Origin of the sequence: Novosphingobium sp., from assembly GCF_020852455.1 — a bacterium.
GTDB lineage: Bacteria > Pseudomonadota > Alphaproteobacteria > Sphingomonadales > Sphingomonadaceae > Novosphingobium.
The window spans coordinates 48,066-71,328 of record NZ_JADZAT010000023.1; the positions used below are offsets into that span (position 1 = coordinate 48,066).

Here is a 23,263-nt window from a genome sequence, read left to right on the forward strand (position 1 = left end):
CCCTCCCCCAAGGGGGAGGATCTCACTTCCTGAGCTGGTGCACGGTTTCCATGAACAGGTTGGCGGCTTCGGAATGCCGGGTCAACCGCCGCCAGGCCATGCCGATATCGACCGTGGGCAGGCTTTCGCGGGTGCGTTTGGCGACGATGCGGTCGCCGTCGAGGCTCCACGGGCGATAGACCAGGTCGGGCAGCAGGGTGATCCCCGCGCCGGTGCCGACCAGGCTGCGCACGCCTTCCATGCTGCTGGTCCGCCAGGCGACGCGTGGGGGGTGGTCGAATTTGCCCCAGATCCCGTCGATCAGCCCTTCGAGCTCATCGAGCAGCAGCGCGACAACCGGTTCGTTTTCCAGATCGGCCAGCGCCAGCCCATCGACGTCGGACAATGGGTGGCTGGGGGCCAGCCAGGCGCGGCACTCGCTGCGCAGCAGCACTTCGTGGTCGATCGCGCTGCGTTCCTCGAGGTTCGAGACGATCAACAGCGCGAGGTCGAGCTCGCCGTTGACCAGCAGATGCTCGATATAGCTGCGCTTGTCCTCGACCAGCTGGATCTCGATCTTGGGGAACAGCTTGCGGAAGCGCGAAAGCAGGTCAGACAGGAAATAGCCGGTCACCACCGGGGTCACGCCGATCCGGATGTGGCCTTCGGTCTGGTCCTGATCGCGCCCGACGCCGCCGGCCATGTCGGCGATCGCGCCGATGATCGAGCGCGCGTGGCGCAGGAACTGGTGCCCTTCGCGGGTCAGCGTCACGCCCTTGGCATGGCGGTGAAACAGGGTGACCCCGGTTTCCAGCTCAAGCGTGCGGATCGCATCGGTGACCGCGCTTTGCGAGATCCCGACCGCGCTTGACCCGCCCGAAACCGAGCGCGCCTCGGCCACGGCGATGAAATAGCGGATCTGGCGGAAAGTGATGTTCATCGGTTTTGTCGATAGCTCTCGGATTGCATAATCGACTAGTCAGCCGGGCGATAGCGGTATTTGTTGCATCAGCCTGCTTGCAGCGCGCGCAAACCCGGTTAGCATCGGGTCAGAATACAACCACGGGGCAAAAGGGGTGACAGCATGAGCAATTCGATCATCGGGCAGGGCAGGCTGGGGCGCCGCTCGCTGCTGCAGGGGCTGGGTGTGGCTGCGATCGGGATCAGCTTCGGCGGACTGGCGGGCTGTTCGAAGAGCGACAGCGGCGCCAAGCTCGACCCCGGCAGCAAGGAAGAGCCGAGCCTCAACTTCTACAACTGGGATACCTACATCGGCGAAACCACGCTGGAAGATTTCCAGGCGTCGAGCGGGATCGCGGTCAAGATGGACCTGTTCGATTCGAACGACGTGCTGTTCGCCAAGTTCAAGGCCGGCAACCCCGGCTATGACGTGATCGTGCCATCGAATGATTTCGTTGAGCGGATGTCCGAAGCCGGGATGCTGATGGAACTGGATCATTCGCTGATCCCGAATTTCAAGAACGTCGATCCGGCCTTTATCGACGTCGCCTTCGACAAGGGGCGCAAGTATTCGATGCCCTACACCTGGCTGACGCTGGGGATCGGCTATCGCAAGAGCAAGGTGAAGGCCAAGCCCGACAGCTGGAAGGTGCTGTTCGACAGCGACGAATATTCGCAGCGCATCGCCCTGTTGAGCGAGGCGGGCGACCTGTTCCGGCTCTATGGCAAGTACCTGGGCAAGTCGGTCAACGCACTGACCCCCGAAGACCTCAAGACCATCGAAGCGATGATGATGAAGCAGAAGCCGCACGTCAAAAAGTTCCACACTGACGATGGCCAGGACCTGCTGCTCAAGGGCGATGTCGATCTGGTGCTCGAATACAATGGCGATATCGCCCAGGCGATGGTCGAGGATCCGGACATCGATTTCGTGATCCCCAAGGAAGGCAGCCAGCTCAATTCGGATACGCTGTGCATCCCCAAGGGCGCCAAGCACCCCAAGAATGCGCATGCCTTCATCAACAACCTGCTGGATGGCGAAGTGGGCAAGAAGATCACCGAAACGATCCTCTATCCCACCCCGAATGCGGCGGCCAAGGCGCTGATGCCCGACAGCTACAAGAACAACCCGGTGATCTTCCCGCCGGCTGACGTCCTGGCCAAGTGCGAATATGCCACCTTCAATCCCAAGCTCCAGCCGCTTTACGAAGAGGCCTTTACCCGCGTGAACGCGGACTAAGCCGAAGGCGGCGCGGCGATGGCCGAACAGAACTGGAAAGAGAACCGGTCCAGCTTCTTCGCGTCCGCGTTGGGACCATTGCTGTGGACCCTGGTGTTCTTCATCGTGCCGATGGGGATCGTCTGGGCCTACAGCTTTGGCCGCAATGCCGGGCTGACCGAAATCGACCTGGTCGGCACGCTCGACAATTACAAGCGCGCCACCGAATGGCTCTATCTCTCGATCTTCGCCAAGAGCTTTGGCGTGGCCGCGATGGTTACGCTGATCTGCCTGATCGTGGGTTTTCCGGTGGCCATGGCGATCACCTTCGCTTCGGAAAAATGGCGTCCCTGGCTCTTGCTGGGAATCATGCTGCCGTTCTGGACCAACCTCTTGGTGCGCACCTATGCGCTGATGATGCTGATGGGCAGCCAGGGCTATGCCAACAAGGCGCTGGGCGGGCTGTGGGGCGGGGCGAGCTGGCTCAAGACGCTGATCGGGCTTGAACCGCTGCCGACCTGGGAACCGGTGCAACTGCTGTTCAACAATTTCGCGGTGGTGTTCGGGCTGGTCTATGTCCACCTGCCCTTCATGGTCCTGCCGCTCTATTCGGCGCTCGACCGGCTCGATCGCAGCCTGATCGAGGCGAGCCTTGATCTGGGGGCCGGGCATTTCCGCACGATCATGAAGATTGTGGTACCGCTGGCCATGCCGGGAATCTTTGCCGGGGTGATGATCACGCTGATCCCGGCGCTGGGCGCCTACCTGACGCCTGATCTGATGGGCGGAACCGACAGCCAGATGATCGCCAACGTGATCGAACGCCAGTTCAAGCGCGCCAACGACTGGCCGTTTGGCGCGGCGCTGTCGTTCATGCTGATCTATGCGATGTTCATCCTGATCGCGCTGCAGGGCCTGCGCAAGAAGCCGGCGGAGACGCACTGATGGCGCTGTTCAATCGCACGCCGCGTGCGCCGCTGGAATATTCGCGCACGCTGTGGCTGCGCGGCTGGGTCACCGCCGTGATGGTGTTCCTCTATGCCCCGCTGATCGTGCTGATGGTGTTCAGCTTCAATGATTCGAAGCGCAACGTCGTCTGGCGCGGGTTCTCGACCAAGTATTACGTCAAGGCCTGGAACGATTCGACGCTGGTCGAAGCGCTGGTCAATTCGCTGACCATCGCCGCCCTGGCCACGCTGTTCAGCCTGGTGCTGGGCACGTTCGCGGCGATCATGCTGTGGCGCTTCCGCTTTCCCTTCAAGGGTGCGGTCGATGGGGTGATGAGCCTGCCGATCATCGTCCCGGAAATCTGTCTGGGGGTGGCCTTCCTGATCTTCTTCGCGGCGATCGACTGGCCCAGCGGACTGATCTGGCCGTTCAACCTGTCGGCGATCACGATTGCGCACATCACCTTCTGTTTTCCCTTCGTGACCATGGTGGTCCGATCGCGCCTGGCCAGTTTCAACAAGGAACAGGAAGAGGCGGCCAAGGACCTGGGCGCCAGCGAATGGCAGGCATTCCGCGATGTGCTGCTGCCGCATATCCGCCCGGCGCTGGTCGCCGGGGCATTGCTGGCCTTCACGCTCAGCCTTGATGACTTTGTCATCACCTTCTTCACCGCCGGGCCGGATACGATCACTTTCCCGGTGAAGGTCTATTCGATGGTGCGCTTCTCGGTCACTCCGGTGGTCAATGCCGCCTCGACCGTGCTCATCATCCTGACGGTGGTGCTCACCGCCCTCGCGCTCAAATACCAGGGCGTCAAATCGATCGCCGAAAGCCATTGACCATGACCGAAGCCAAGCTGCCGATCATCTCGATCCAGAACATCACCAAACGCTATCCAGGGGCGCCGGTGGCGGCGGTTGACAATGTCAGCCTGGATATCATGCCGGGTGAATTCTTCGTGCTGCTGGGCCCGTCGGGCTGCGGCAAGACCACGCTGCTCAGGATGATCGCCGGGTTCGAAATCCCCACGTCGGGCACGATCCTGATCGACGGGCAGGATATGGCCGCGGTGCCGCCCAACAAGCGGCCGGTCAACATGGTGTTCCAGTCCTATGCGGTGTTCCCGCACATGTCGGTCGAACAGAACGTCGGCTATGGCCTGCGGATCGCGGGCGTTGGCGGCGACGAGATTTCCAGCCGCGTGCGCGAAGCGCTGGAACTGGTCAAGCTTGACGGTCTGGAAAAGCGCAAGCCCGATCAGCTTTCGGGCGGCCAGCGCCAGCGCGTCGCATTGGCCCGCAGCCTGGTGATGCGGCCCAAGGTGCTGCTGCTCGACGAACCGCTCAGTGCGCTCGATGCCAAGCTGCGCGCGCAGATGCAGTTCGAACTCAGCGACCTGCAGGACGAAGTCGGGATCACCTTCGTCACCGTCACCCATGACCAGGACGAGGCGCTGTCGATGGCGGGCCGGATCGCGGTGATGAACAAGGGCGAAGTGGCCCAGCTGGCCACCCCGTCGGATCTCTACGAATATCCCGCCAACCGCTTCGTCGCCGATTTCGTCGGTTCGGTGAACCTGTTCGAAGGCAAGCTGACGCTCGACGAGCCCGACCGGGCCGCGGTCGATTGCCCGGGGCTGGGCAAGGTCTATCTCAACCATGGCGTCACCGGCTCGCACGGATCGGACGTCTGGGTCGCGCTGCGGCCCGAGAAGATCTACCTGCACGTGCCGGGCGAGGGCAAGGCGATCCGCGCCGCCGCGCAGGATGCCCCGGAAGACCACAACCTGGCGCGCGGCCACATCAAGGGCATGAGCTATCTGGGCGATATCACGCTGTTCGAGATCAAGCTCGATTCGGGTGCGATGATCCGCGTGTCACGGCCCAACCTGTCGCGGCATGATCAGGAAGACTTCACCTGGGACGACCGCGTATCGATGCACTGGCGCGCCGATAGCCCGGTGGTGTTGCTGAGCTGAGCCCTATCGGTTCTTCCGATAGCCATCGCTTCTGTTTTCGTATTTCACCCCGCTTGCGGCGGGGTCTAGGTTCGCCTTCCAACCAGAAAGGCAGGAATTCACAATGTTCGAACCCCGCGGCCAGTTCATCGCCGGTCGGCCCCTCGATGGCGATGAAGCTCCCGAACCGGTCTTCAACCCGGCCACGGGCGAGCAGATCGCGCTGATTTCCAGCGCCAGCCGCGCGCAGGTCGATGGCGCGGTGGCTGCGGCCGAAGCGGGTTTCGCAGTCTGGTCGCGGATGTCGCCCAAGGAACGCTCGCTGCGGATGCTGCAGATCGCCGACCGGATCGAGGCCCTGGCTGACGAGTTCGCGCAGATCGAGACCACCAATTGCGGCAAGCCGATCGGTACCGCCAAGGCGGTCGATGTTGGCAATACGGTCGATGTGTTCCGCTTCTTCGCCGGTGCCGCGCGCACCGTGCCGGGCATTCCGGCAGGCGAGTACCGCCCCGGCTTCACCTCGATGCTGCGGCGCGATCCGCTGGGCATCTGCGTGGGCATCGCGCCGTGGAACTATCCGCTGATGATGGCTAGCTGGAAGATCGCCCCAGTGATTGCGGCCGGCAATTCGGTGGTGCTCAAGCCCAGCGAACACACCCCGCTTTCGGCGCTGCGACTGGCCGAAGTCTGCGCCGAATTCCTGCCCGAAGGGGTGGTCAACGTGGTGACCGGCAACGGCGCCAGTGTTGGCGCACGGCTGGTCGCCCACCCCCGGGTGCGGATGGTTTCGCTGACCGGCGATGTCGCCACCGGGCGCAAGATCCTTGAAGCCGTGGCGCCGACGATCAAGCGGACCCATTTTGAACTGGGCGGCAAGGCCCCGGTGATCGTCCTGTCCGACGCCGATATCCCCGCCGCAGTCGAAGCGATTGCCGAAGGCGGCTATTACAACGCCGGGCAGGATTGCACCGCAGCCTGCCGGGTCTATGCCCATGCGGCGATCCACGACCGGCTGGTCGCCGACCTGCAAGGAGCGATCGCGGCGATCACGATGGGCGATCCGATGGCGCCGGGCACGGCGCTTGGCCCGCTGATCACTGCCCGCCAGCGCGACCGGGTCGATGGCTTCGTCGCCCGCGCGCAGGCCGATACCCCGGCCGAAGTGGTGACCGGCGGCTTCGCCCCCGAAGGTCCGGGCTTCTTCTATGCCCCCACGCTGATCGCCGGCGCGCGCCACACCGACGAGATCGTCCAGAAGGAAGTGTTCGGGCCGGTGGTTTCGGTCACCCGCTTTGACGAGGATGAGCAGGCGCTGGCCTGGGCCAACGACTGCGAATATGGCCTCGCCAGTTCGGTTTGGACCCGCGACGTCGGCAAGGCTGCGGCCTTTGCCGCGCGGCTTGAATACGGGGTCACCTGGATCAACACCCATTCGGTCAATGTCACCGAAATGCCGCACGGCGGGGTCAAGAGCTCGGGCTATGGTTCGGACCTGTCGATCTATTGCCTTGAGCATTACATGACCACGCGCCACGTGATGATGAAGCATTGACCGGGATGAGCAGCCGTCCCGTCCTTGGCATCATCGCCTGCCAGCGCACTGTCGGGGTTGAACCCGCGCAGGCGGTGATGGAGCGCTATGTTCGTGCGGCGATGCACCACGGCGATGTGGCGGCGCTGCTGATCCCCTCGCTGCCCGATCTGATGAGCGCGGCCGAAGTCGCCCCGCGGCTCGACGGCGTGCTACTGACCGGCAGCCCGTCGAACCTGGAAAGCCATCGCTACCAGGACGAGGGCGGCGCCAAAGAAATGGGGGAGGGCCCGTTCGATCCGGGCCGCGACGAGATTGCGCTGGCGATGGTCGAACGGATGATCGGCCGGCAGCGCCCGGTGTTCGGGATCTGCAGAGGTTTTCAGGAAATCAATGTCGCGCTGGGCGGATCGCTGCGCCGCGATACCAGCGCCAGTGCAGAGCTGATCGCGCATCACGCGCCTGACGATGCCAGCTTTGCCGGGATGTTCGATCATCTCCACCCGGTCACGCTGGCGCAGGACGGTTTGCTGGCCAAGGCCTTTGGCAAGACCGAGCTGACGGTCAATTCGGTCCATTTCCAGGGGATTGGCCGGCTGGCCGATGCCCTGACCGTGGAAGCGCAGGCGCCCGACGGGCTGGTCGAAGGCTATTCGGCGCGGATCGAGGGCGCCCCGGTGGTCGCGGTGCAGTGGCACCCCGAATGGGATGCCGACCGCAATACCGACAGCGCGGCCTTCTTCCACCTGCTGGGCCGTGCTATGCGGGGCGAAGCATGAACACCCGCGTGACCCGTACCAATCGCTTCCTGGCCCGGACCGGCTTTTCTCCCTGAGGCCGGCGGACCCTTCCGCCTGTCACAAACACCGGATTCATTGGGAGAGCCAAGATGCCCCGCAATTACGATATCGCCGAACTCAAGCGCCTCGACGTCAAGCACCACCTGCCGGCGCAGCAGGACTACAAGCTGATCGAAGACATGGGCGGCAGCCGCATCGTCACCCACGCCGAAGGCTGCTACATCCACGATGGCGATGGCAACCGCATCCTCGATGGCATGGCCGGGCTGTGGTGCGTCAACGTCGGCTATGGCCGCAAGGAACTGGCCGACGTCGCTTACGAGCAGATGCTCGAGCTGCCGTTCTACAACACCTTCTTCAAGACGGTGACCCCGCCCACCGTAAAGCTGGCCGCCAAGATCGCCAGCCTGACCGGCGGCAAGCTGCAGCATGTGTTCTTCAATGCCTCGGGCAGCGAGGCGAACGACACCGTGTTCCGGATGGTCCGCCATTACTGGAAGCTCAAGGGTGAGCCCAAGCGCAAGGTGTTCATCAGCCGCTGGAACGCTTACCACGGCTCGACCGTGGCCGGGGTCAGCCTGGGCGGGATGAAGTTCATGCACGAACAGGGTGATCTGCCGATCCCCGGCGTGGAACACGTCCGCCAGCCCTACTGGTTCGGCGAGGGCTTCGGCACCGATCCGGTGCAGTTCGGCAAGGACTGCGCCAAGGCGATCGAGGACCGGATCCTTGAAGTCGGCCCCGAAAACGTCGCCGCCTTCATCGGCGAGCCGGTGCAGGGCGCGGGCGGGGTGGTGATCCCGCCGCCGGGCTACTGGCAGGAAGTCGAGGCGATCTGCCGCAAGTACGGCATCCTGATCGTGGCGGACGAGGTGATCTGCGGCTTCGGACGGACCGGCGAATGGTTCGGCCACCAGACCTATGGCTTCACCCCCGATATCGTGCCGATGGCCAAGGGGCTCAGCTCGGGCTATCTGCCGATCAGCGCCAATGCGGTGTCCAGCGATATCGTCGAAGTGCTCAAGACCGGTGGCGATTTCATCCACGGCTTTACCTATTCGGGGCATCCGGTGGCGGCCGCCGTGGCTTTGCGCAATATCGAGATCATCGAGCGCGAGGGGCTGATCGCCCGGACCCGCGATGATACCGGTCCCTATCTGGCCAAGGCGCTGGCGACGCTGAACGACCACCCGCTGGTCGGCGAAGCGCGCTCGGTCGGGCTGATCGGCGCGGTCGAGATCGTCTCCGAAAAGGGCACCAACCAGCGCTGGGGCGGGGCCGAAGGCAATGCCGGGCCGGTGGTGCGTGATCGCTGCATTGAAAACGGCCTGATGGTGCGCGGGATCCGCGATACCATCGTGATGTGCCCGCCGCTGACCGTCAGCCATGGTGAGATCGACGAGCTGGTGGGGATCATCCGCAAATCGCTGGATGAAGCACTGCCGCTGCTCCAGGCGCTGTAAGGGATCCGGCCATGACTGTTTCTCCGCTGCTTCGCCAGCAATGCTACATCGATGGCGCCTGGGTGGGTGCCGATAGCGGCAAGGTGATCGAGGTCACCAACCCGGCGACCGGTGAGGTGCTGGGCACGGTGCCTGATTGCGGCGCGGCCGAAACCCGCCGGGCGATCGAAGCGGCGGAGGCGGCCTGGCCGGCCTGGCGCGCCAGGACCGGCAAGGAACGCGCCGCGATCCTGCGCAAGTGGTTCGATCTGATGATGGCGAACCAGGAAGAACTGGCCCGGATCCTGACCATGGAACAGGGCAAGAGCCTGGCCGAGGCGCGCGGCGAAATCGCCTATGGCGCCAGCTTCATCGAATGGTTCGCCGAAGAGGCCAAGCGGCTCTACGGCGATGTCATCCCCGGGCACCTGGCCGACAAGCGGATCGTGGTGCTCAAGCAACCGATCGGGGTGACTGCGGCGATCACGCCGTGGAACTTCCCCAACGCAATGATCACCCGCAAGGCCGGCCCCGCGCTGGCTGCTGGCTGCCCGATGGTGATCAAGCCGGCGGCACAGACACCGTTTTCGGCGCTGGCAATTGCCGGTCTTGCTGAACAGGCCGGGGTGCCCAGGGGGATCCTGTCGGTGGTTACCGGCAGCGCCCGCGAGATCGGCGGGGAAATGACTTCGAACCCCAAGATCCGCAAGCTCAGCTTCACCGGATCGACCGAGATCGGCAAGCTGCTGATGCGGCAGAGCGCCGATACGATCAAGAAGCTCAGCCTCGAACTGGGCGGCAATGCCCCCTTTATCGTCTTCGACGATGCCGATCTGGATGCCGCGGTGGCGGGGGCAATCGCCTCGAAGTACCGCAATTCGGGCCAGACCTGCGTGTGCACCAACCGGCTCTATGTCCAGGCCGGGGTCTATGACCAATTCGTCGAAAAGCTGGCCCAGGCCGCCGGCGCGCTCAAGGTCGGCAACGGGCTCGATGCCGGGACCGAGCAGGGGCCATTGATCGACACCAATGCCATTGCCAAGGTTGAAGAACATGTCGCCGATGCGCTGGCCAAGGGCGGCACCCTGCTGACCGGCGGCAAGCGCCATGCCCTGGGCGGCACCTTCTTCGAGCCGACCGTGATTGCCAATGTCACCCAGGACATGCTGGTCGCCAGCGAGGAAACCTTCGGTCCGTTGGCCCCGGTGGTGCGCTTCGAGACCGAGGAAGAGGCGATTGCCATGGCCAACGATACCGAATTTGGCCTCGCCAGCTATTTCTTCTCGAACAATCTCAGCCGGGTCTGGCGGGTCGCCGAAGCGATCGAAAGCGGCATGGTTTGCGTCAATTCCGGGCTTCTTTCGACCGAGGTCGCGCCGTTCGGCGGGGTCAAGCAATCGGGTCTGGGCCGCGAAGGATCGAAGTACGGGATCGATGAATATGTCGAGATCAAGTATCTCTGCCTGACGATCTAGGGGTCTTGCACCGCTGCTGAAGCGCTGGTGAGGCACCTGAAGTACCTCAACGCCTTGCGCGTTAACCATGCAAGTCACTGAAATTGGAGTAAATTCACCGGTAGAGAATCACCTGCATTTATGGTCTAATCGCCTGTTGGAATTTCGGGGGACGATTCTTGCAGACCTTGCAGCTCACATATTCGGACACGGCAGGTGGACAGCACCTGCACTTCAAGCCGACTCTGCTGGCTGCACTGCTGGCCAGCGGGGTTGGCACCTACCTGTATTCTGATCTTTCCGCAGGCGGAATGATCCAGCAGGCGCAGCTTGGCCAGGCGCGTGGGGCTGCCGGTTTCGAGGTCGGCTTTTCCAGCTCGGCCCGGGCTGCAGAGCCGCAGCTGCGGGCAGGGGCTGTTGCTGCCGTCCCGCCAACCTTGCCGCCGGTATTGACCGCTGCGACCCATTCTGGGGGGCAACCGCTGGCACTGCCGCGGACTTCGGCCCCTGCGCCAAGCGTCAAGCAACCCGGCAAAGCGGACTTTGCTGCGGTGTTCGCTGCGCCTCTGCCGATCCCGGCCGGGTCCGCCGCTTTGCAGGCGCAATCACAGCTTCCCGCCCGGCATGACGAGACTGGGACGGGAACCAGTCTGGCAATCGCCAAGCCCGATGAGGCGGCACAGACCCAGGCCCTTGCTCCGGTCGCTGCTGCTGCCGCGCCAGTCGGTTTGAAGCATCAGGAGTTGGCGGCTGAGCCTGCGGCAACCCCGGCACCCGCGCTGGCCGCTGCCAGCCCGCCGGTAGTCACTGCGCCGGTAGGACCCGCTGCAATCGCGATTGCGCCGGCGCCGGTCGTGCCTTCTGCAAAGCTGGCCGAGGCGAACCTGGCAAGCAAGACCGCCGATAATGCCGCTGCCAGCCTGTCCGCCCCGCAAATGGCCGCGCAAGCGGTGAAGCCCATTGCTCCGCCAAAGGCTGAGTTCGCATCTGCCAAGGCACCGTTGCCTCAGGCTGCACCGCGCGTCAGCACTCCGCCGGCGGCGCAACCCGCCGCCAATTCGGCTCCGCCGTCCCGGATCGAGCCTGCACCGCTCAGGCTTGTGCCGATCGACTTCCAGCTTGCGCCGTCGGCCAGGCGCCTGCCGTCTTCGGCAAGCCTTGCCCCGGCCAAGCGACCCGAGCGCACCAGCCCGCTGGTCAAGCCGCCCCTCAGCGGCACCGCGGCCCGCAAGTCAACGCGCTTGCCCGACCGGCTGGTCGGGGAGTACATCTTCCACCAGGTCTCGGTTCAGCTGAACGACCACTCCGTTGGCGCAATCGATGTCCGGATCGGGGGCGATGCCAGCCTGTCGATCCGGGTCGGATCCTTGCTTTCGATCGTGCAGGGCGAACTTGATCCCAGCCTGTTCGCGGCCATGAACGGATCGGCCGGGGCGGATCAATACGTCAGTTTCAACCAGCTGCGCGCCGCCGGAATCGATGTGCGATACGAGCCTGCGGGCAACACCATCGTGCTCACCGCCAACTGATTCCGCCGCCTGCGAAGGACGTTGCCTAACCCTCTGTCGGGGGCAGGCATCGCCATTTGCGGCCGAGCGGGGCAGGGCCGAAAATGCCCTGGATCCGTCGATCCCGGCGCTTCCTGCGATCCGGATATCCGGCCCGGTCACCGGCCAATCTTGCCCCGGATCGTTCGCACGGCGTTAACCAGTTCACTACACGCAACCTTGATGACGCGCCCAATAAATGGGCCGCATGTTTCGCAGGTCCCTCATCTCCGGCATGGCTCTGGCTAGCGCTGCGCTGCTCGCGCAGCCGGCTCAGGCCGGGATCGGCACGCTTGCCCTGCCGATGGCAGTGACTTCGGCCTTTGCCGGGTTCGATGCCTGCCAGGTGGGGGCTGCGCCTGCGATCGCACTTGCGGCCCCGGTTCCGGCAGCGCCTTCCTACAGCAAGACTTCGGCCTTGCTGGGCGGCAAGGTCAGCCAGCTTGACCTGATCCGCCAGCAGCAGGCTGGCCTGGCGCCGGTGGCCGAACCCCAGATTGCCGCCATTGCCACCACTGCCCGGCTTGAACCCGGGGCCGGGATCAGCAATCCGGGCGTGGCCCGCGAGCCAAGCTGCCAGCCCGCGCTGGGCTTTGCCATGCACCTCGACAAGCCTGCGCCGCAGCTGGGCACAACCGTGCTGCTGCCGCCGGTTTCATCGTCACCTGATGACTATCTGGCCAGCAAGCGGTTGATAGTGAAGCGAACGAGCTTTGACCGTGACTGGAACCGGGTGCGGTCGAGCGGGATTGGCCGCAAGGCCCTGGCCGGAATCTCGCGCTCACCCGATGGCGTGCACAAGTCCGAACTGGATGCGATCAACGCCTGGGCCAACGGTTCAATCCGTTATGTCGAGGATCGGGAACTCTACGGTGAAGCCGATCACTGGGCGACCGCGAATGAAACCCTGCGCCGCCGCGCCGGGGACTGCGAAGATATCGCCATCGTCAAGATGCAGATGCTGGCAGCCCATGGCGTCAGGCGCGAGGACATGCACCTGGTGATCGCGCGCGATCTGGTGCGTTCGGCGGACCATGCGATGCTGGTGGTCAAGGTCGATGGCCAGTACTGGCTGCTCGACAACAACACGGATACGGCGCTCGATGCCCGGCAGGGCTACGACTATCGCCCGATCCTGTCGTTCAGTCAGAACACCAAGTGGATCCACGGGTACTGAAACCCGCGAGGGCCGGCTATCGTTCGGTCATCGCCTCGCCAAGCGCCTTCAGCACCGGCTTGAACAAGTAGCTGAGGATCGACTTGCTGCCGGTAATGATCTCCACATCGCAGACCATGCCGGGCATGATCGGCAGTTTCTGACCGTTCTTCTCGATGAAGGCGCGGTCGGTTTCGACCATGACGATGTAATAGGCCTGCCGCTCGGTCTCGTCGTAGATTGAATCCGCGCTGATATTGGTGACCTTGCCGTCCAGCCCGCCATAGATCGAGAAATCGTAGGCGGTCACCTTGACCACAGCCGGGTCGCCAATCTTCAGGAAGGCGATGTCCTTGGGGGTGACGCGGGTTTCTACCAGCAATTTGTCGCCTTGCGGCACGATCTGCATGACCTTTTCGCCGGCGTTCACGAAGCCGCCCACCGTGTTGGCGCGGACATCGTTGACGAAGCCGGTGACCGGGGCCCGCAAATCCATGGCCGAGCCCTTGATCGTCTCTTCGTTGACCGCCAGGCGGGTCGCCACCTCGCTGCGCTCGTTCAGCGCTTGCTGGCGGAAATCGTTGCGCGCCTCGCTCAGTTGGGCCTGGGCTTCGGCAATGCCGGCCTGGGCGCGGGCCACACCCTGCCGGGCGGCGGCCAGGCGGCCCTGGATGTCAACCAGTTCGCGCTGCGCGGCCAGCAGTTCGGTTTGCGGGACGATCTTCTTCGCCACCATCGGCGCCAGCGTATCGACCTGCTGCTGCGCCAGGCGCACGCTGCCTTCCAGGCTGTTGACGGTCGCCACGCCTTCTGACAGGTCGCGGCGGCGCTGTTCGACCGCAGCCGCCAGCGCGCTTTGCCGGCTGGAGGCGGTCGCCTGCCGCGCAGCGGCCAGCTGGGCTTCTTCGGCGCAGGCCGTCCCGGCGCTGCATCCGCCGCCAGCACTGCCGCCTTCGTTCGAAAGCCGGTTGGCGCGGGCGCTCAGCCGTTCGTTTTCGGCCTGGAGCTGTCCGCGTTGTGACTGTGATTGAGCGCTTTCCAGCCGCCCCAGCAACTGGCCTTTCTGGACCAGCTGCCCTGATCGGACCGAGATCGCCCCAACCACGCTGGGTTCCACCGCCTGGACCAGCTGGACCTTGCTGGAAGGGATGACCTTGCCAACCCCGCGGGTCACTTCGTCAACCCGGGCCAGCCCGGCCCACAGGGCCAACACGACAAGGCCACCGGCGCAGACCGCAATCAGCCGACGGCTGGAATCCCAGCCGTGCCATCCGTCCTTCATTCGCGAAATCATGCCGCCCTGACTCATTGCGCGGTCCCGCCAGCAGGTGCCGGTTCGGCCACCTGGCCGCCTTCGCTGCGCAGCGCGACATTGCTGCTGCTCTGTGGGGTCTGGGTGGTTGCCACCACCTGCTTGAGGTGGCTGTTGCCCGAAACCGGATCAGGGATCGACGGACGCCAGGTCTTGGTCATGTCGATCCGGCCACCGACATCGGCTTCGGCGTGGCGATCGGTCACATCCGGGGTCACGGTCAGCCCCGGGACGAAAGCCGGAGCCGCTTCCTCAAGCTGCATCCCGTCTTCCAGCGCGCGTTCACGCAGCGCTGCAAGGTCCAGCGCGGGGATCGCCTCGATCCCGGCATAACGACCGTTGAAGGTTGCCGCGTTACCCCACGAACCGTTGAAGCGGTAGAACAGGTGGCGGCCGATCTGGGTGATTTTGCCCAGCTTGTAGGCCCAGCTCGGCAGGACATAGTCGGCATGATAGAAAGTCGCGGTGCCGACACTGGGTTCGACATAGCCGGCCAGTGCGGCGCGGGCCACTTCGCGGGCTTCGCGCCACGGGCCGGCAGCCGGAGCGCGCAGCAGCGCCCCGTCGCAGGTAAAGCTGAACTGGCAGCCGGTGCGGCGCTGCGAACCCTGATAGACCACGCCGCAGACGCTCTTGGGGTAGGCGGGGTGGCGAACCCGGTTGAGCACCACCTGGGCCACTGCGCGGCGGCCCTGCAGCGGCTCGACCGCAGCTTCGTAATAGACCGCCTGGGTCAGGCACTGCAGTGCGGTGGCATAGGTTTCGGCCTTGGCCGCCTGAAGACCAAACGCCTGGACCTGATCGAGCGGTGAGGTGAGGAAGGGGATCGCGGCATTCCCGGCCTGGGCATCCGCACCTTCGACCATGATCTGCGCCTTGTCATCGACCGAAATCGCATCGATCGGGCCCATCTGGGCAAGATCGGCCTGACCGTTGTCACCCGCCGTCTGCCCGCCCGCAGCAGCATCGGTGAGCCGCGGCACGATGAACGACAGGGCCAGCGCAGCGATCATCGCGGCAATGGCGATCATCAGCCAGCGTTCCAGCTTTGAGCGTTGTCGGTTGGCGCCCCGCGCGTCGGCGGCAAGATCCAGCAATGTCAATTCAGAGGTGCTCATGACCGAAGTCCCATTCCTGCTGATTTGATGATCTCATCCCTCGGGCCATCCGCGACTATCTGCCCCTTGTCGAGGACGATCAGGCGGTCGCAGATGCTAAAAAGTGCCGGTCGGTGGGTGGAAATAACCATTGTCCGATCGGGTGTCAGCGAATGGGACAACCGCTCGACAAAGAGTTTCTCTGACTGGATGTCCATGGCCCCGGTCGGCTCGTCGAGGAACAGCAGCCTGGACGGACGAACCAGCGCGCGGGCCAGCGACAGGAAGCTGCGCTGTCCGCCCGAAAGCTGACTGCCGGATTCGCCCACGCCGCGATCGAAGCCGCCCGAATCCTGCGAGAGGAACTGATCGGCACCGACTTCGCGCAAGGCCTCGATCAGGCGTTCATCGTCCACCTGGCCGGCGCCGAGCGAGAGGTTGTCCTTGATCGAGCCCGAAAACAGGCTGGCATCCTGCCCCACGAACCGGAAGGCATCGCGCAGGTCTTGCGGGCGGTACTGGCGGCTGTCGATCCCGTCGATCAGCATGGCACCCCCGCTGGGCTGGTAGAGCCCGCACAGGACCCGGCCCAGGGTTGACTTGCCCGATGCAACCCGGCCGATGATCGCCACCCGTTCGCCGGGGCGGATCGTCAGGTTGATGTCCTTGAGCGAAGGGACCGACGCGCCCGGATAGGAAAAATCGAGCCCTTCGAGTTTGATCTGGGCCGAACGCACGGTGGGTGTCATCGACGCGCTGCCCATCCGGCGCTCGTCGCCAGTCTCCCACAGCTTCTGGATCGAATCGAGCGTCTGCTGGGCCTGCTGGCCGCGGGTCAGCAGGAAGGCCAGCTGGGCGGCCGGCTGCAATGACCGGGAGGACAGCATGACGATGGCGATGATCGCCCCCATGGTGATCTGGCCGGCATCGAACAGGTAATAGCCGCCGACGATCAGCGCGATGTTCGACACCTGCTGAAAGGTGGAGGCCATGCCGATCGCCGTGGTGCTGATTTCCTTGAGGCGTTGCTGCGAATGGCTGCCCAGTTCGAACAGCCGCCGCCAGCGGCCCAGCATCGCGCCTTCGCCCGAAATGCTCTTGAGCGTTTCCAGCCCGGTGATCGATTCAACCAGCAGGGTTTGTTGCAGGCCATGGTCGGCCTGGGATTCGCGTGCCGCCCCGATGATCTGGCTGCGCAGTCGCAGCCCGATCAGCGCCATGATCGCCATGGCGATCACCGGAACCAGCGCGAGCCAGCCGGCGATCCAGGCGATCAGTGCTACGAACAGCACCAGGAAGACCATATCGACCACGAGCATGATCGTGGTGGAGCCATAGAATTCGCGCACGATGGCGTATTCGGATACTCGCGCCACCAGATTGCCGGTGTGCCCTTTGCGATCAGCCAGCGGCGCGGACAGGATTTTGGAATAGATCTTCTGCGACAGCTTGAGATCAAGTTCGCGGCCCAGATCATCAAGCACGGCCGAACGCGCCCGGCGCAATGCATAATCGAGCGCAAAGGCCACCATCACGCCGACTGCCAGCACCCACAATGTTGCCTGGGTGCGGTTGGGGATCACCCGGTCATAGACGTTCATCGAAAACAACGGCAGCGCCAGCGCCAGCACATTGATCAGCAGGGTCGAGACCCAGATCCAGCGGAACCGGTGCCGGAACTTGACGATCTCGCTCCAGAACCAGTGCGTCCGGGCGCCTACTTCCCACGGCTGTCCCGCCTCGCGGATCGCGGTGGGATCGCCGTGCACGGTGGCGATCCAGCCATTGAATTCGCTGTCCAGCGCAGACAGATCTTCCCAGCGGTTGTCGGTCGATCCCGGGCGCCAGGTCAGGGCATCCTTGCCGTTGAGCTCGTGGATCACTGCCACCGAGCCATCGGCCAGTGCGATCACCGCCGGATAGCTGGTGGCCCGGCGCGGCAGGCGCTTGCTCTGTCCCGGAAAGCAGTTGAGCCCCAGCACTTCGAGCGCCGGTTCGAGCTGATGCAGCGGAAGCCGCCCCTGGCTATCCAGCGCGAGCCCCGACAGCATGCCAGTGGCAAACGGAACACCAAAGTGTTCCGCGAGCCGGGCGACAGTCGCAATCAGCGGGTCGCCCGGCATTGTGGTCGTTTGAGGCCCAGTGGCCATAGAGTCGTATTCCCGTCGTATTTACCCTGGCCCGAACGGGCCCCGCATGACGCCCTAGTTGGGCATCTTGCGGTATTCCAGTTCGGCCGGCTTGGGCGGGCCATAATTGAAGCGTTCGCGCTCCTTCTCGCCCGCGCCGGCTGCCGGTGCCACGCCCACAGCGTTGAGGAACCGGTTGGTGCTGGCCAGCACCTGGTAACGGGCAAACATCGCCGAATAGCGCGCCGTTTCCAGCCGGACCTGGGTGTTGTAACGCGAATTCTGGGCGTCGAGCACGTCGAGCAGCGAGCGCCGGCCGACGTTGAACTGGCTGCGATAGGACAGCAGCAGATCATCGCTGACCCGGCTCTGCGTTTCCAGTTCGCCGGTCACCTTGGTCTGCGTCCGCAGCTGCGACCAGGCCAGCGAGGTATCTTCCTCGGCCCGGCGAACCGTATCGTAAAGCCGATAGCGGGCTTCACTCGCGCGGCGGACCATCTCCTGATAGTTGGCCTTGTTGATGCCGCCATCGAAGATGTTCCACTTCAGGAACACGCGGGCCTGGATGTCGCGGGTGCCGTGGTTCACCGCATCGATATCGTGACCGGCGCGGCCGACCAGATCGACGCCGATCTTGGGCAGCTGATCGGCCTTGACGCTGTTGGCCAGGGCATGTGCCGCATCGACATCGGCTTCGGCTTCGCGGACCAGCGGGTTCTGGGTCCGGGCCAGGCCGATCGCCTCGGCCTCGTTGCCGGGCATGGCTTCGGCCAGCGTCGGCGGTTCAAGCACGAAATCGATATTGAGCCCGGTCAGCCGGCGCAGCGCGATCTTGGCGTCCTCAAGGCTCTGTTCGGCTTCGACCAGCCGCACGCGCGATGCCTGCAGCCGTTCTTCGGCCTGCTGCTGGTCCGCGATCGAGATCGACCCCTGGGCAACGCCGGTGCTGAGATCCTTCACCAGAGCTTCGTGGAAAGCCACATTATCCTTGCTGGCGGCAACCACGCGCTGCTGTAGCAGCACGTTGAGGTATTCGCGCGCAACCTGCAGCCCGACGAATTCCGAGCGTTCGAGCACCCTGAGCGAAGCTCCGTCGACGCGGGCAGCCTGGCGATGCAGCTCACCCTTGCGGCGGCCGAAGTCGATCACGGTCCATTCGGCGCGCAGTTCGCCGCCGACCGGGTAAAGCTCGTCGTGCTCCAGCCCGGCAATCCGGCGGGCCGGGTTGTTCAGCTGGCGAATGCCGGCCGAGGCTTCAAGATCGACCCGCGGCGCATAGAGCCCCTGGGCCTGCTTGCGTTCGAACTGGATCGCTTCCTTGTTGTACTGCGCCTGCGCGATTTCGGGGTTTGAACTGACGGCAATGCCGATCGCATCCTTCATCGAAATCGGAGTGGCCGGGGTTGACTGGATAACGCCCGGCATCGGCACGCCGGAAGCGTCCTGGGCCAGGGCCAGATGGGCCGTGCTGGCCAGCACTATGGCGGTTCCGGCGGAGAGAATGGTTCGAATGGTCATTGTTCTGTCCCCCAGGTCAATTCTTCACACTGATTTCGACACGGCGGTTCTGCGGCGTGCGTTCGCCATCCGCAGTCGGGACCTTCGGTTCCCGTTCGCCATAGCTCGAAACCTCGAGGCTGTTGCTGGAAGCGCCCTGCGCCACAAGGAGTTGGGCAACGGCTTCAGCCCGGCGGCGTGCCAGGGCATCGTTGTAGCCATCCGAGCCCGAGCGGTCGGTATGACCGGCAACCGAGATCGTCTTGCCGCAGGTGGCAATGCTTTGCGCTGCCGACTGGATGGTCGCCATCGCGCTTTCGGGCACTTCGGCGCTGTCCCATTCGAAGAAGATGATACCTGCGATGGTATCCGGGCACACCGCCGGAGGCGCGACCACGACCTGCGCTTCGGGCGCGGCCAGGCTCGCGTTCATCCGTGCTGCTGCGTCAACGCACTTGCCGATGCTGACCGGATCCTTGGTGTTGCTCTTCAGGAAGCCCAGCGCAATGCCGCACTGGGCCTTGGCCTGCAGCGCCCAGACATAGCGCGGATCATCAGCCGAAACCGTGCCGTTGTCCGTGCTCAACGCCAGAGCGGCATTGTAGCGCTGTCCAATCTCTCCGTTCAACTCGTTGACCGACATGGCCATCAAGTCGTTTGCGCTGGTCTGCGCCGCGGCCGCTACCGGTATGGCGGCGGTTACGGCCACAAGCGTGGCGGCTAGCATTTTCGTTTTGAGTAGCATTGTTTGGTCCCCAGGTTGTCCAAGCAATTTGCGGTTGATCAGGTCTAAGTCATTGCATTTGCGACATCGTGATCGAGTTCAGGCAGCATTGCGATGTGCGGCATCATGCTGTCGCCGCCGCCATTGATGGTGATGCTGAGCAGGCCCTGCAGGTCGACGCTGCCGGCATTGCCGGCGAAGTCGGTCGCTCCGGCCGAATTCGGCGCGAAGTGTTCGACGATGCTGTCCACTTCAGCGGCACCGGCGCCATCGGCCAGAGCTGCCAGCAGAGCCGGATGGGCCTCAACTGCCGCACCGGCGCCGGGCGCAGCGCCCAGGACCAGCGAGGCGTCGAGCGATGAGGGCGCCTGGTCGGTGCCGAACAGCGCGCTTCGGCTGCCATCGTTGCCGGCAACCTCGTGCAGATCGGCGAACCGATCGGTCGGTTGGCCAAGCCCATCGTGCATCGCCGGACTGTCGGTATGATCGAGCGCATTGGCCGATTCAGCCGCTGCCTTGGCTGGCGCTTCCTGCACCAGCACCTCAGGGTTGCTGCCCTTGTCCTGCGCCTGTTCGGGCAAGGTGTCGAACAGGGCATCGTTGGCGGCGATGTAGGTATCAGCGCTGTGCCGGGCCAACCCGTCATCGGCGGCGGCACTGGCATGTTCCATTGCCATCGCTGCCAGCAGGCCCGTCGCGGCGGCAGAGCTGGCCGCAACCAGTTCCGCGGATCGGGCCGCACGGCGTTCGCCATCCAGAGCAAAGCTGGCATCGGCCACTATACCGGTGCTGCCGTCAGCCATGGTGTAGCTCGATTCCCCGGCCACCTGCACGGTGCCATCTGCGGCAGCATAGGCCCGGCCATCGCTGGTCAGATCGATGCTGGTGATGCCCATCTCGTTCAGCGAACGGTATTCGCCAACCTGCGCGACACCGTCGGAATTGGCGTCCTGCCAGACCCCGAACTGGCCGAAAGCCGCATCATTGGCATCGAGCAGACCGTCTTCATTGCTGTCAAAGTTGGCAGCAAGGCCCTGCAGGTCGGTCTGACCGCCACCGCCAAAGACGATTTCCGAACCGTCGTTGACCATGCCATCGCCATTGCGGTCGATCGCCAGGATCCCGTCGTTCGCGGCGACCCAGGCAGTGCCTTCGCCCACACCATCGCCGTCGTAATCGAACGCGACCCCGTGCGACGTCGAGAGGAACTGCACACCGTTGCCGTCCAGGTCGAGTGCGATCGGAGGCGCCACCGGCGTCAACGTGATCGCGAGATTGGTTGCCGGCGAAACGTCGCCGTCGTTGTCGATCACTTCGACCGGCACGGTAAAGCTGACCGGGTTGGTGGTGACTGCAACCGCGCCGAAATTGCCGAGCTTGAAGGGATCGCCGCTGACATGCGCGAATTCAAGGCTGGAATAGCCGTTGAGTGTGTAGGCCGCGATTTGCGTCCCGATCGCGCCAGCGCCTGACGTGCCCTCGACCCCGGCCACATTGACCGAGCCATCGCTGTTCAGCGTGACCGTATAGATTTTGCCGTTGACAGTGTAATCGGTCGGCGTGGTGGTCGGGATGATGAAGGCCGAGGCCACGCCGTCGTAAGCGATCACGATCTTGGTGATCGGATCGATCGTGCCATCGCCCACAATATTGTCGGCATCGAAATCGTCGCGAGCGGTGATCCTGACGGTTGATCCCGCGCTGGCGATCAACAGCGCGCTCGCGCCATTGGCGGTGTAATGCGAATCGAAGGTGTGATCGCGATTGCCGGCCACGCCATAGCCGCCCGGACCCGACGTGTTGCCAACCAGATCGACCACGAAATCGATCCGAACCATCTCGTTCGGGCCAACGTCATTTCCGCTGCCCACGCCCAGCGCAACCGAGCTGCCGTTGATCGTGCCGCTGTTGGCGCCGCTGATCGATGGTGTGATCAGCAGATCCCGGCTATTGTCGTTGACTGCGGCTGACGTTGTATCCTGATCGTTGGGCACAAAGCCCACCCAGGCGGTGTTGCCTCCGATGAACTCGTACACGCCGTCTTCGAAGCTGATGGTGGTCAGCGAATCGACCACGCCGTCCAAATCGACCGAGTACTGGTTGGTGCCCGGGACCAGTGTGATCGTGAAGATCGTGCTGGATCCGGCGACACCGGTCAGCGTCAGGCCATCGGGCGAAACGTGATAGATGATCGGCACGAAGCTGGAGCTGAGCCCGCTGTTGGTCCCTTCAAGCGTTGGCGAGAACCGCACCGTACCGCCATCTGCGCCATAATTGTTGAGCAGGCTCGGGTCGAGTGACTGGAAGACTGCCGCCCCCGCCGTGTTGGGGACCGAGATCGCAGTCGGCACAACCTGGATCGGGCTGTCGTCGTTGACCTGGATCGCCAGACTGCCGGTCGCGCTGTCACCGTCGCTATCGGTAACGGAGTAGTTCAGCGTAAAGGCCTGGGTGTTCTCGTTGCCGCCGGCGGCGTGCATTACCGGAGCCACCTGGGTAACCGAATAGGCTCCGGTCGCGGTGTTGAGCGTAAGCACCAGCACCTTGGTGGCACCCTGGAACACATCGATCCCGGTGCCGTTGGCGACATAAGTGAAGCCGACCGGCGCACCCGTGGTCTGGTAGGCCCAGGTCAGCGACCCGTCGCCGCCCGAACCCGCCAGCGTGCCCGAGGTGTTCAGCGTATCGGGCGAAACGTCGCCGGTGCCGCCGGCAATGCCGTTCGCCAGCGCATCGTCGTCAAGCAGCACGGTGAGGTTGGGGGCCGTGACCGGCGTTGCATCCTGGATCGTGATGGTCAGCGTGGCGGTTGCGGTATCGCCGTCACCGTCGGTCACCGTGTAGGTGAACGTGTCGGTGACATTGCCCGGCGTTCCGGCATTGCGGGTGTAGCTGTACGAACCGTCGGAGTTCAGCGTCAGGACGCCGTACTGTCCGTTGGTGGTCCCACCAATGGTGCCCGCACCGCCGAAGCCGGTGATCGCGGTGACCGAGCCGCCATCGGCGCCGACGCTGTCAGCACCGGTATCGCTGTCGCCAGCATCGCCGGCCGAAGCGTCAGTGAGGACGTTGCCGGTTGCCGGGGCGTTCGAACCGCCCGGGATCGTATCGGTATCGTTGGCGAGTACCGGGGTGTCGTCATCGACATCGATCGTGAGCGTACCCGGAGCGCTGTCGCCATCCTGATCGGTGACGGTGTAGCTCAGCGTGAACAGCTGGTTGTTCTCATTGCTGCCCGCAGCATGCTGGATCGGCGCAACCTGGCTGACCGTATAGGCGCCGGTCGCGGTGTTGAGCGTAACCTGCATCACCAGGGTCGCACCCTGGAACACGTTGATCCCGGTGCCGTTGGCAACATAGGAGAACCCAGCCGGTGCGCCTGCGGTCGACAGCGCCCAGGTCAGCGGCCCGTCGCCGCCCGAGGCGGCCAGCGTGCCGGTGAGGTTCGCCGCATCGGCGTCGTCGCCGGTGCCGCCGGCATTGCCGCCAGCCTGGGTATCGTCGTCGA

At 64.2% G+C, this 23,263-nt stretch carries 17 protein-coding genes; 10 read left to right on the forward strand and 7 right to left on the reverse strand.

The genetic code is table 11. The annotated features are described in order from the left end of the window. Positions 1-22: 22 nt before the first annotated feature. Positions 23-919: a LysR family transcriptional regulator gene (locus tag IT549_RS10300; protein ID WP_292972812.1), complete on the reverse strand. Its 897-nt coding sequence runs from the start codon at positions 917-919 to the stop codon at positions 23-25. A 144-nt stretch (positions 920-1,063) separates the two neighbouring features. On the opposite strand from IT549_RS10300, the gene IT549_RS10305 reads away from it, so the two are divergent. The 10 genes from IT549_RS10305 (at position 1,064) to IT549_RS10350 (ending at position 13,017) form a co-directional block, all read left to right on the forward strand. Then, positions 1,064-2,179: a spermidine/putrescine ABC transporter substrate-binding protein gene (locus tag IT549_RS10305; protein WP_292972814.1), complete on the forward strand. Its 1,116-nt coding sequence runs from the start codon at positions 1,064-1,066 to the stop codon at positions 2,177-2,179. Positions 2,180-2,197: 18 nt separating this feature from the next. Continuing rightward, positions 2,198-3,103: an ABC transporter permease gene (locus IT549_RS10310; protein ID WP_292972816.1), complete on the forward strand. Its 906-nt coding sequence runs from the start codon at positions 2,198-2,200 to the stop codon at positions 3,101-3,103. Beyond that, the gene (locus IT549_RS10315; protein WP_292972818.1) at positions 3,103-3,945 is read left to right on the forward strand and encodes an ABC transporter permease; all 843 of its coding nucleotides are present in this window, start codon (positions 3,103-3,105) and stop codon (positions 3,943-3,945) included. Before IT549_RS10310 ends, IT549_RS10315 begins: the two co-directional genes overlap by 1 nt. Positions 3,946-3,947: 2 nt before the next feature. Continuing rightward, complete coding sequence (locus IT549_RS10320) at positions 3,948-5,084, forward strand: ABC transporter ATP-binding protein (protein WP_292972819.1); 1,137 nt, start codon at positions 3,948-3,950, stop codon at positions 5,082-5,084. A gap of 103 nt (positions 5,085-5,187) precedes the next feature. Further along, complete coding sequence (locus IT549_RS10325; RefSeq protein ID WP_292972820.1) at positions 5,188-6,618, forward strand: gamma-aminobutyraldehyde dehydrogenase; 1,431 nt, start codon at positions 5,188-5,190, stop codon at positions 6,616-6,618. 5 nt (positions 6,619-6,623) lie between these two features. Further along, a complete protein-coding gene (locus tag IT549_RS10330) occupies positions 6,624-7,376 on the forward strand; it encodes a gamma-glutamyl-gamma-aminobutyrate hydrolase family protein (protein ID WP_292972822.1) in 753 nt (250 codons plus the stop codon). 110 nt (positions 7,377-7,486) lie between these two features. After that, complete coding sequence (locus IT549_RS10335; RefSeq protein ID WP_292972824.1) at positions 7,487-8,860, forward strand: aspartate aminotransferase family protein; 1,374 nt, start codon at positions 7,487-7,489, stop codon at positions 8,858-8,860. An 11-nt stretch (positions 8,861-8,871) separates the two neighbouring features. Then, a complete protein-coding gene (gene gabD, locus IT549_RS10340; protein ID WP_292972826.1) occupies positions 8,872-10,314 on the forward strand; it encodes an NADP-dependent succinate-semialdehyde dehydrogenase in 1,443 nt (480 codons plus the stop codon). Between the two features lie 167 nt (positions 10,315-10,481). Beyond that, positions 10,482-11,822, forward strand: coding sequence for a hypothetical protein (locus tag IT549_RS10345; RefSeq protein WP_292972828.1), 1,341 nt, complete (start codon positions 10,482-10,484; stop codon positions 11,820-11,822). Positions 11,823-12,075: 253 nt separating this feature from the next. Beyond that, a complete protein-coding gene (locus tag IT549_RS10350; RefSeq protein ID WP_292972830.1) occupies positions 12,076-13,017 on the forward strand; it encodes a transglutaminase-like cysteine peptidase in 942 nt (313 codons plus the stop codon). A 16-nt stretch (positions 13,018-13,033) separates the two neighbouring features. On the opposite strand, the gene IT549_RS10355 is transcribed toward IT549_RS10350, so the two are convergent. The 6 genes from IT549_RS10355 to IT549_RS10380 form a co-directional block, all read right to left on the reverse strand. Then, positions 13,034-14,290 carry an HlyD family type I secretion periplasmic adaptor subunit gene (locus IT549_RS10355; protein WP_292972831.1) on the reverse strand — a complete coding sequence of 419 codons (1,257 nt, stop codon included), beginning with the start codon at positions 14,288-14,290 and terminating at the stop codon, positions 13,034-13,036. An 11-nt stretch (positions 14,291-14,301) separates the two neighbouring features. Continuing rightward, positions 14,302-15,426, reverse strand: coding sequence for a cell wall hydrolase (locus IT549_RS10360; RefSeq protein WP_292972832.1), 1,125 nt, complete (start codon positions 15,424-15,426; stop codon positions 14,302-14,304). Continuing rightward, entirely contained in the window at positions 15,423-17,555 is a 2,133-nt protein-coding gene (locus IT549_RS10365) for a type I secretion system permease/ATPase (RefSeq protein ID WP_365776791.1), read from the reverse strand. The genes IT549_RS10360 and IT549_RS10365 overlap by 4 nt, the downstream gene beginning before the upstream one ends. A 54-nt stretch (positions 17,556-17,609) precedes the next feature. Then, on the reverse strand, positions 17,610-19,052 hold the full coding sequence (locus IT549_RS10370) for a TolC family protein (RefSeq protein ID WP_292972835.1): 1,443 nt from the start codon (positions 19,050-19,052) through the stop codon (positions 17,610-17,612). 16 nt (positions 19,053-19,068) lie between these two features. After that, a complete protein-coding gene (locus IT549_RS10375; protein WP_292972837.1) occupies positions 19,069-19,740 on the reverse strand; it encodes an OmpA family protein in 672 nt (223 codons plus the stop codon). Positions 19,741-19,820: 80 nt separating this feature from the next. Next, the coding region (locus IT549_RS10380) for a VCBS domain-containing protein (RefSeq protein WP_292972839.1) at positions 19,821-23,263 on the reverse strand (3,443 nt) is incomplete at its 5' end.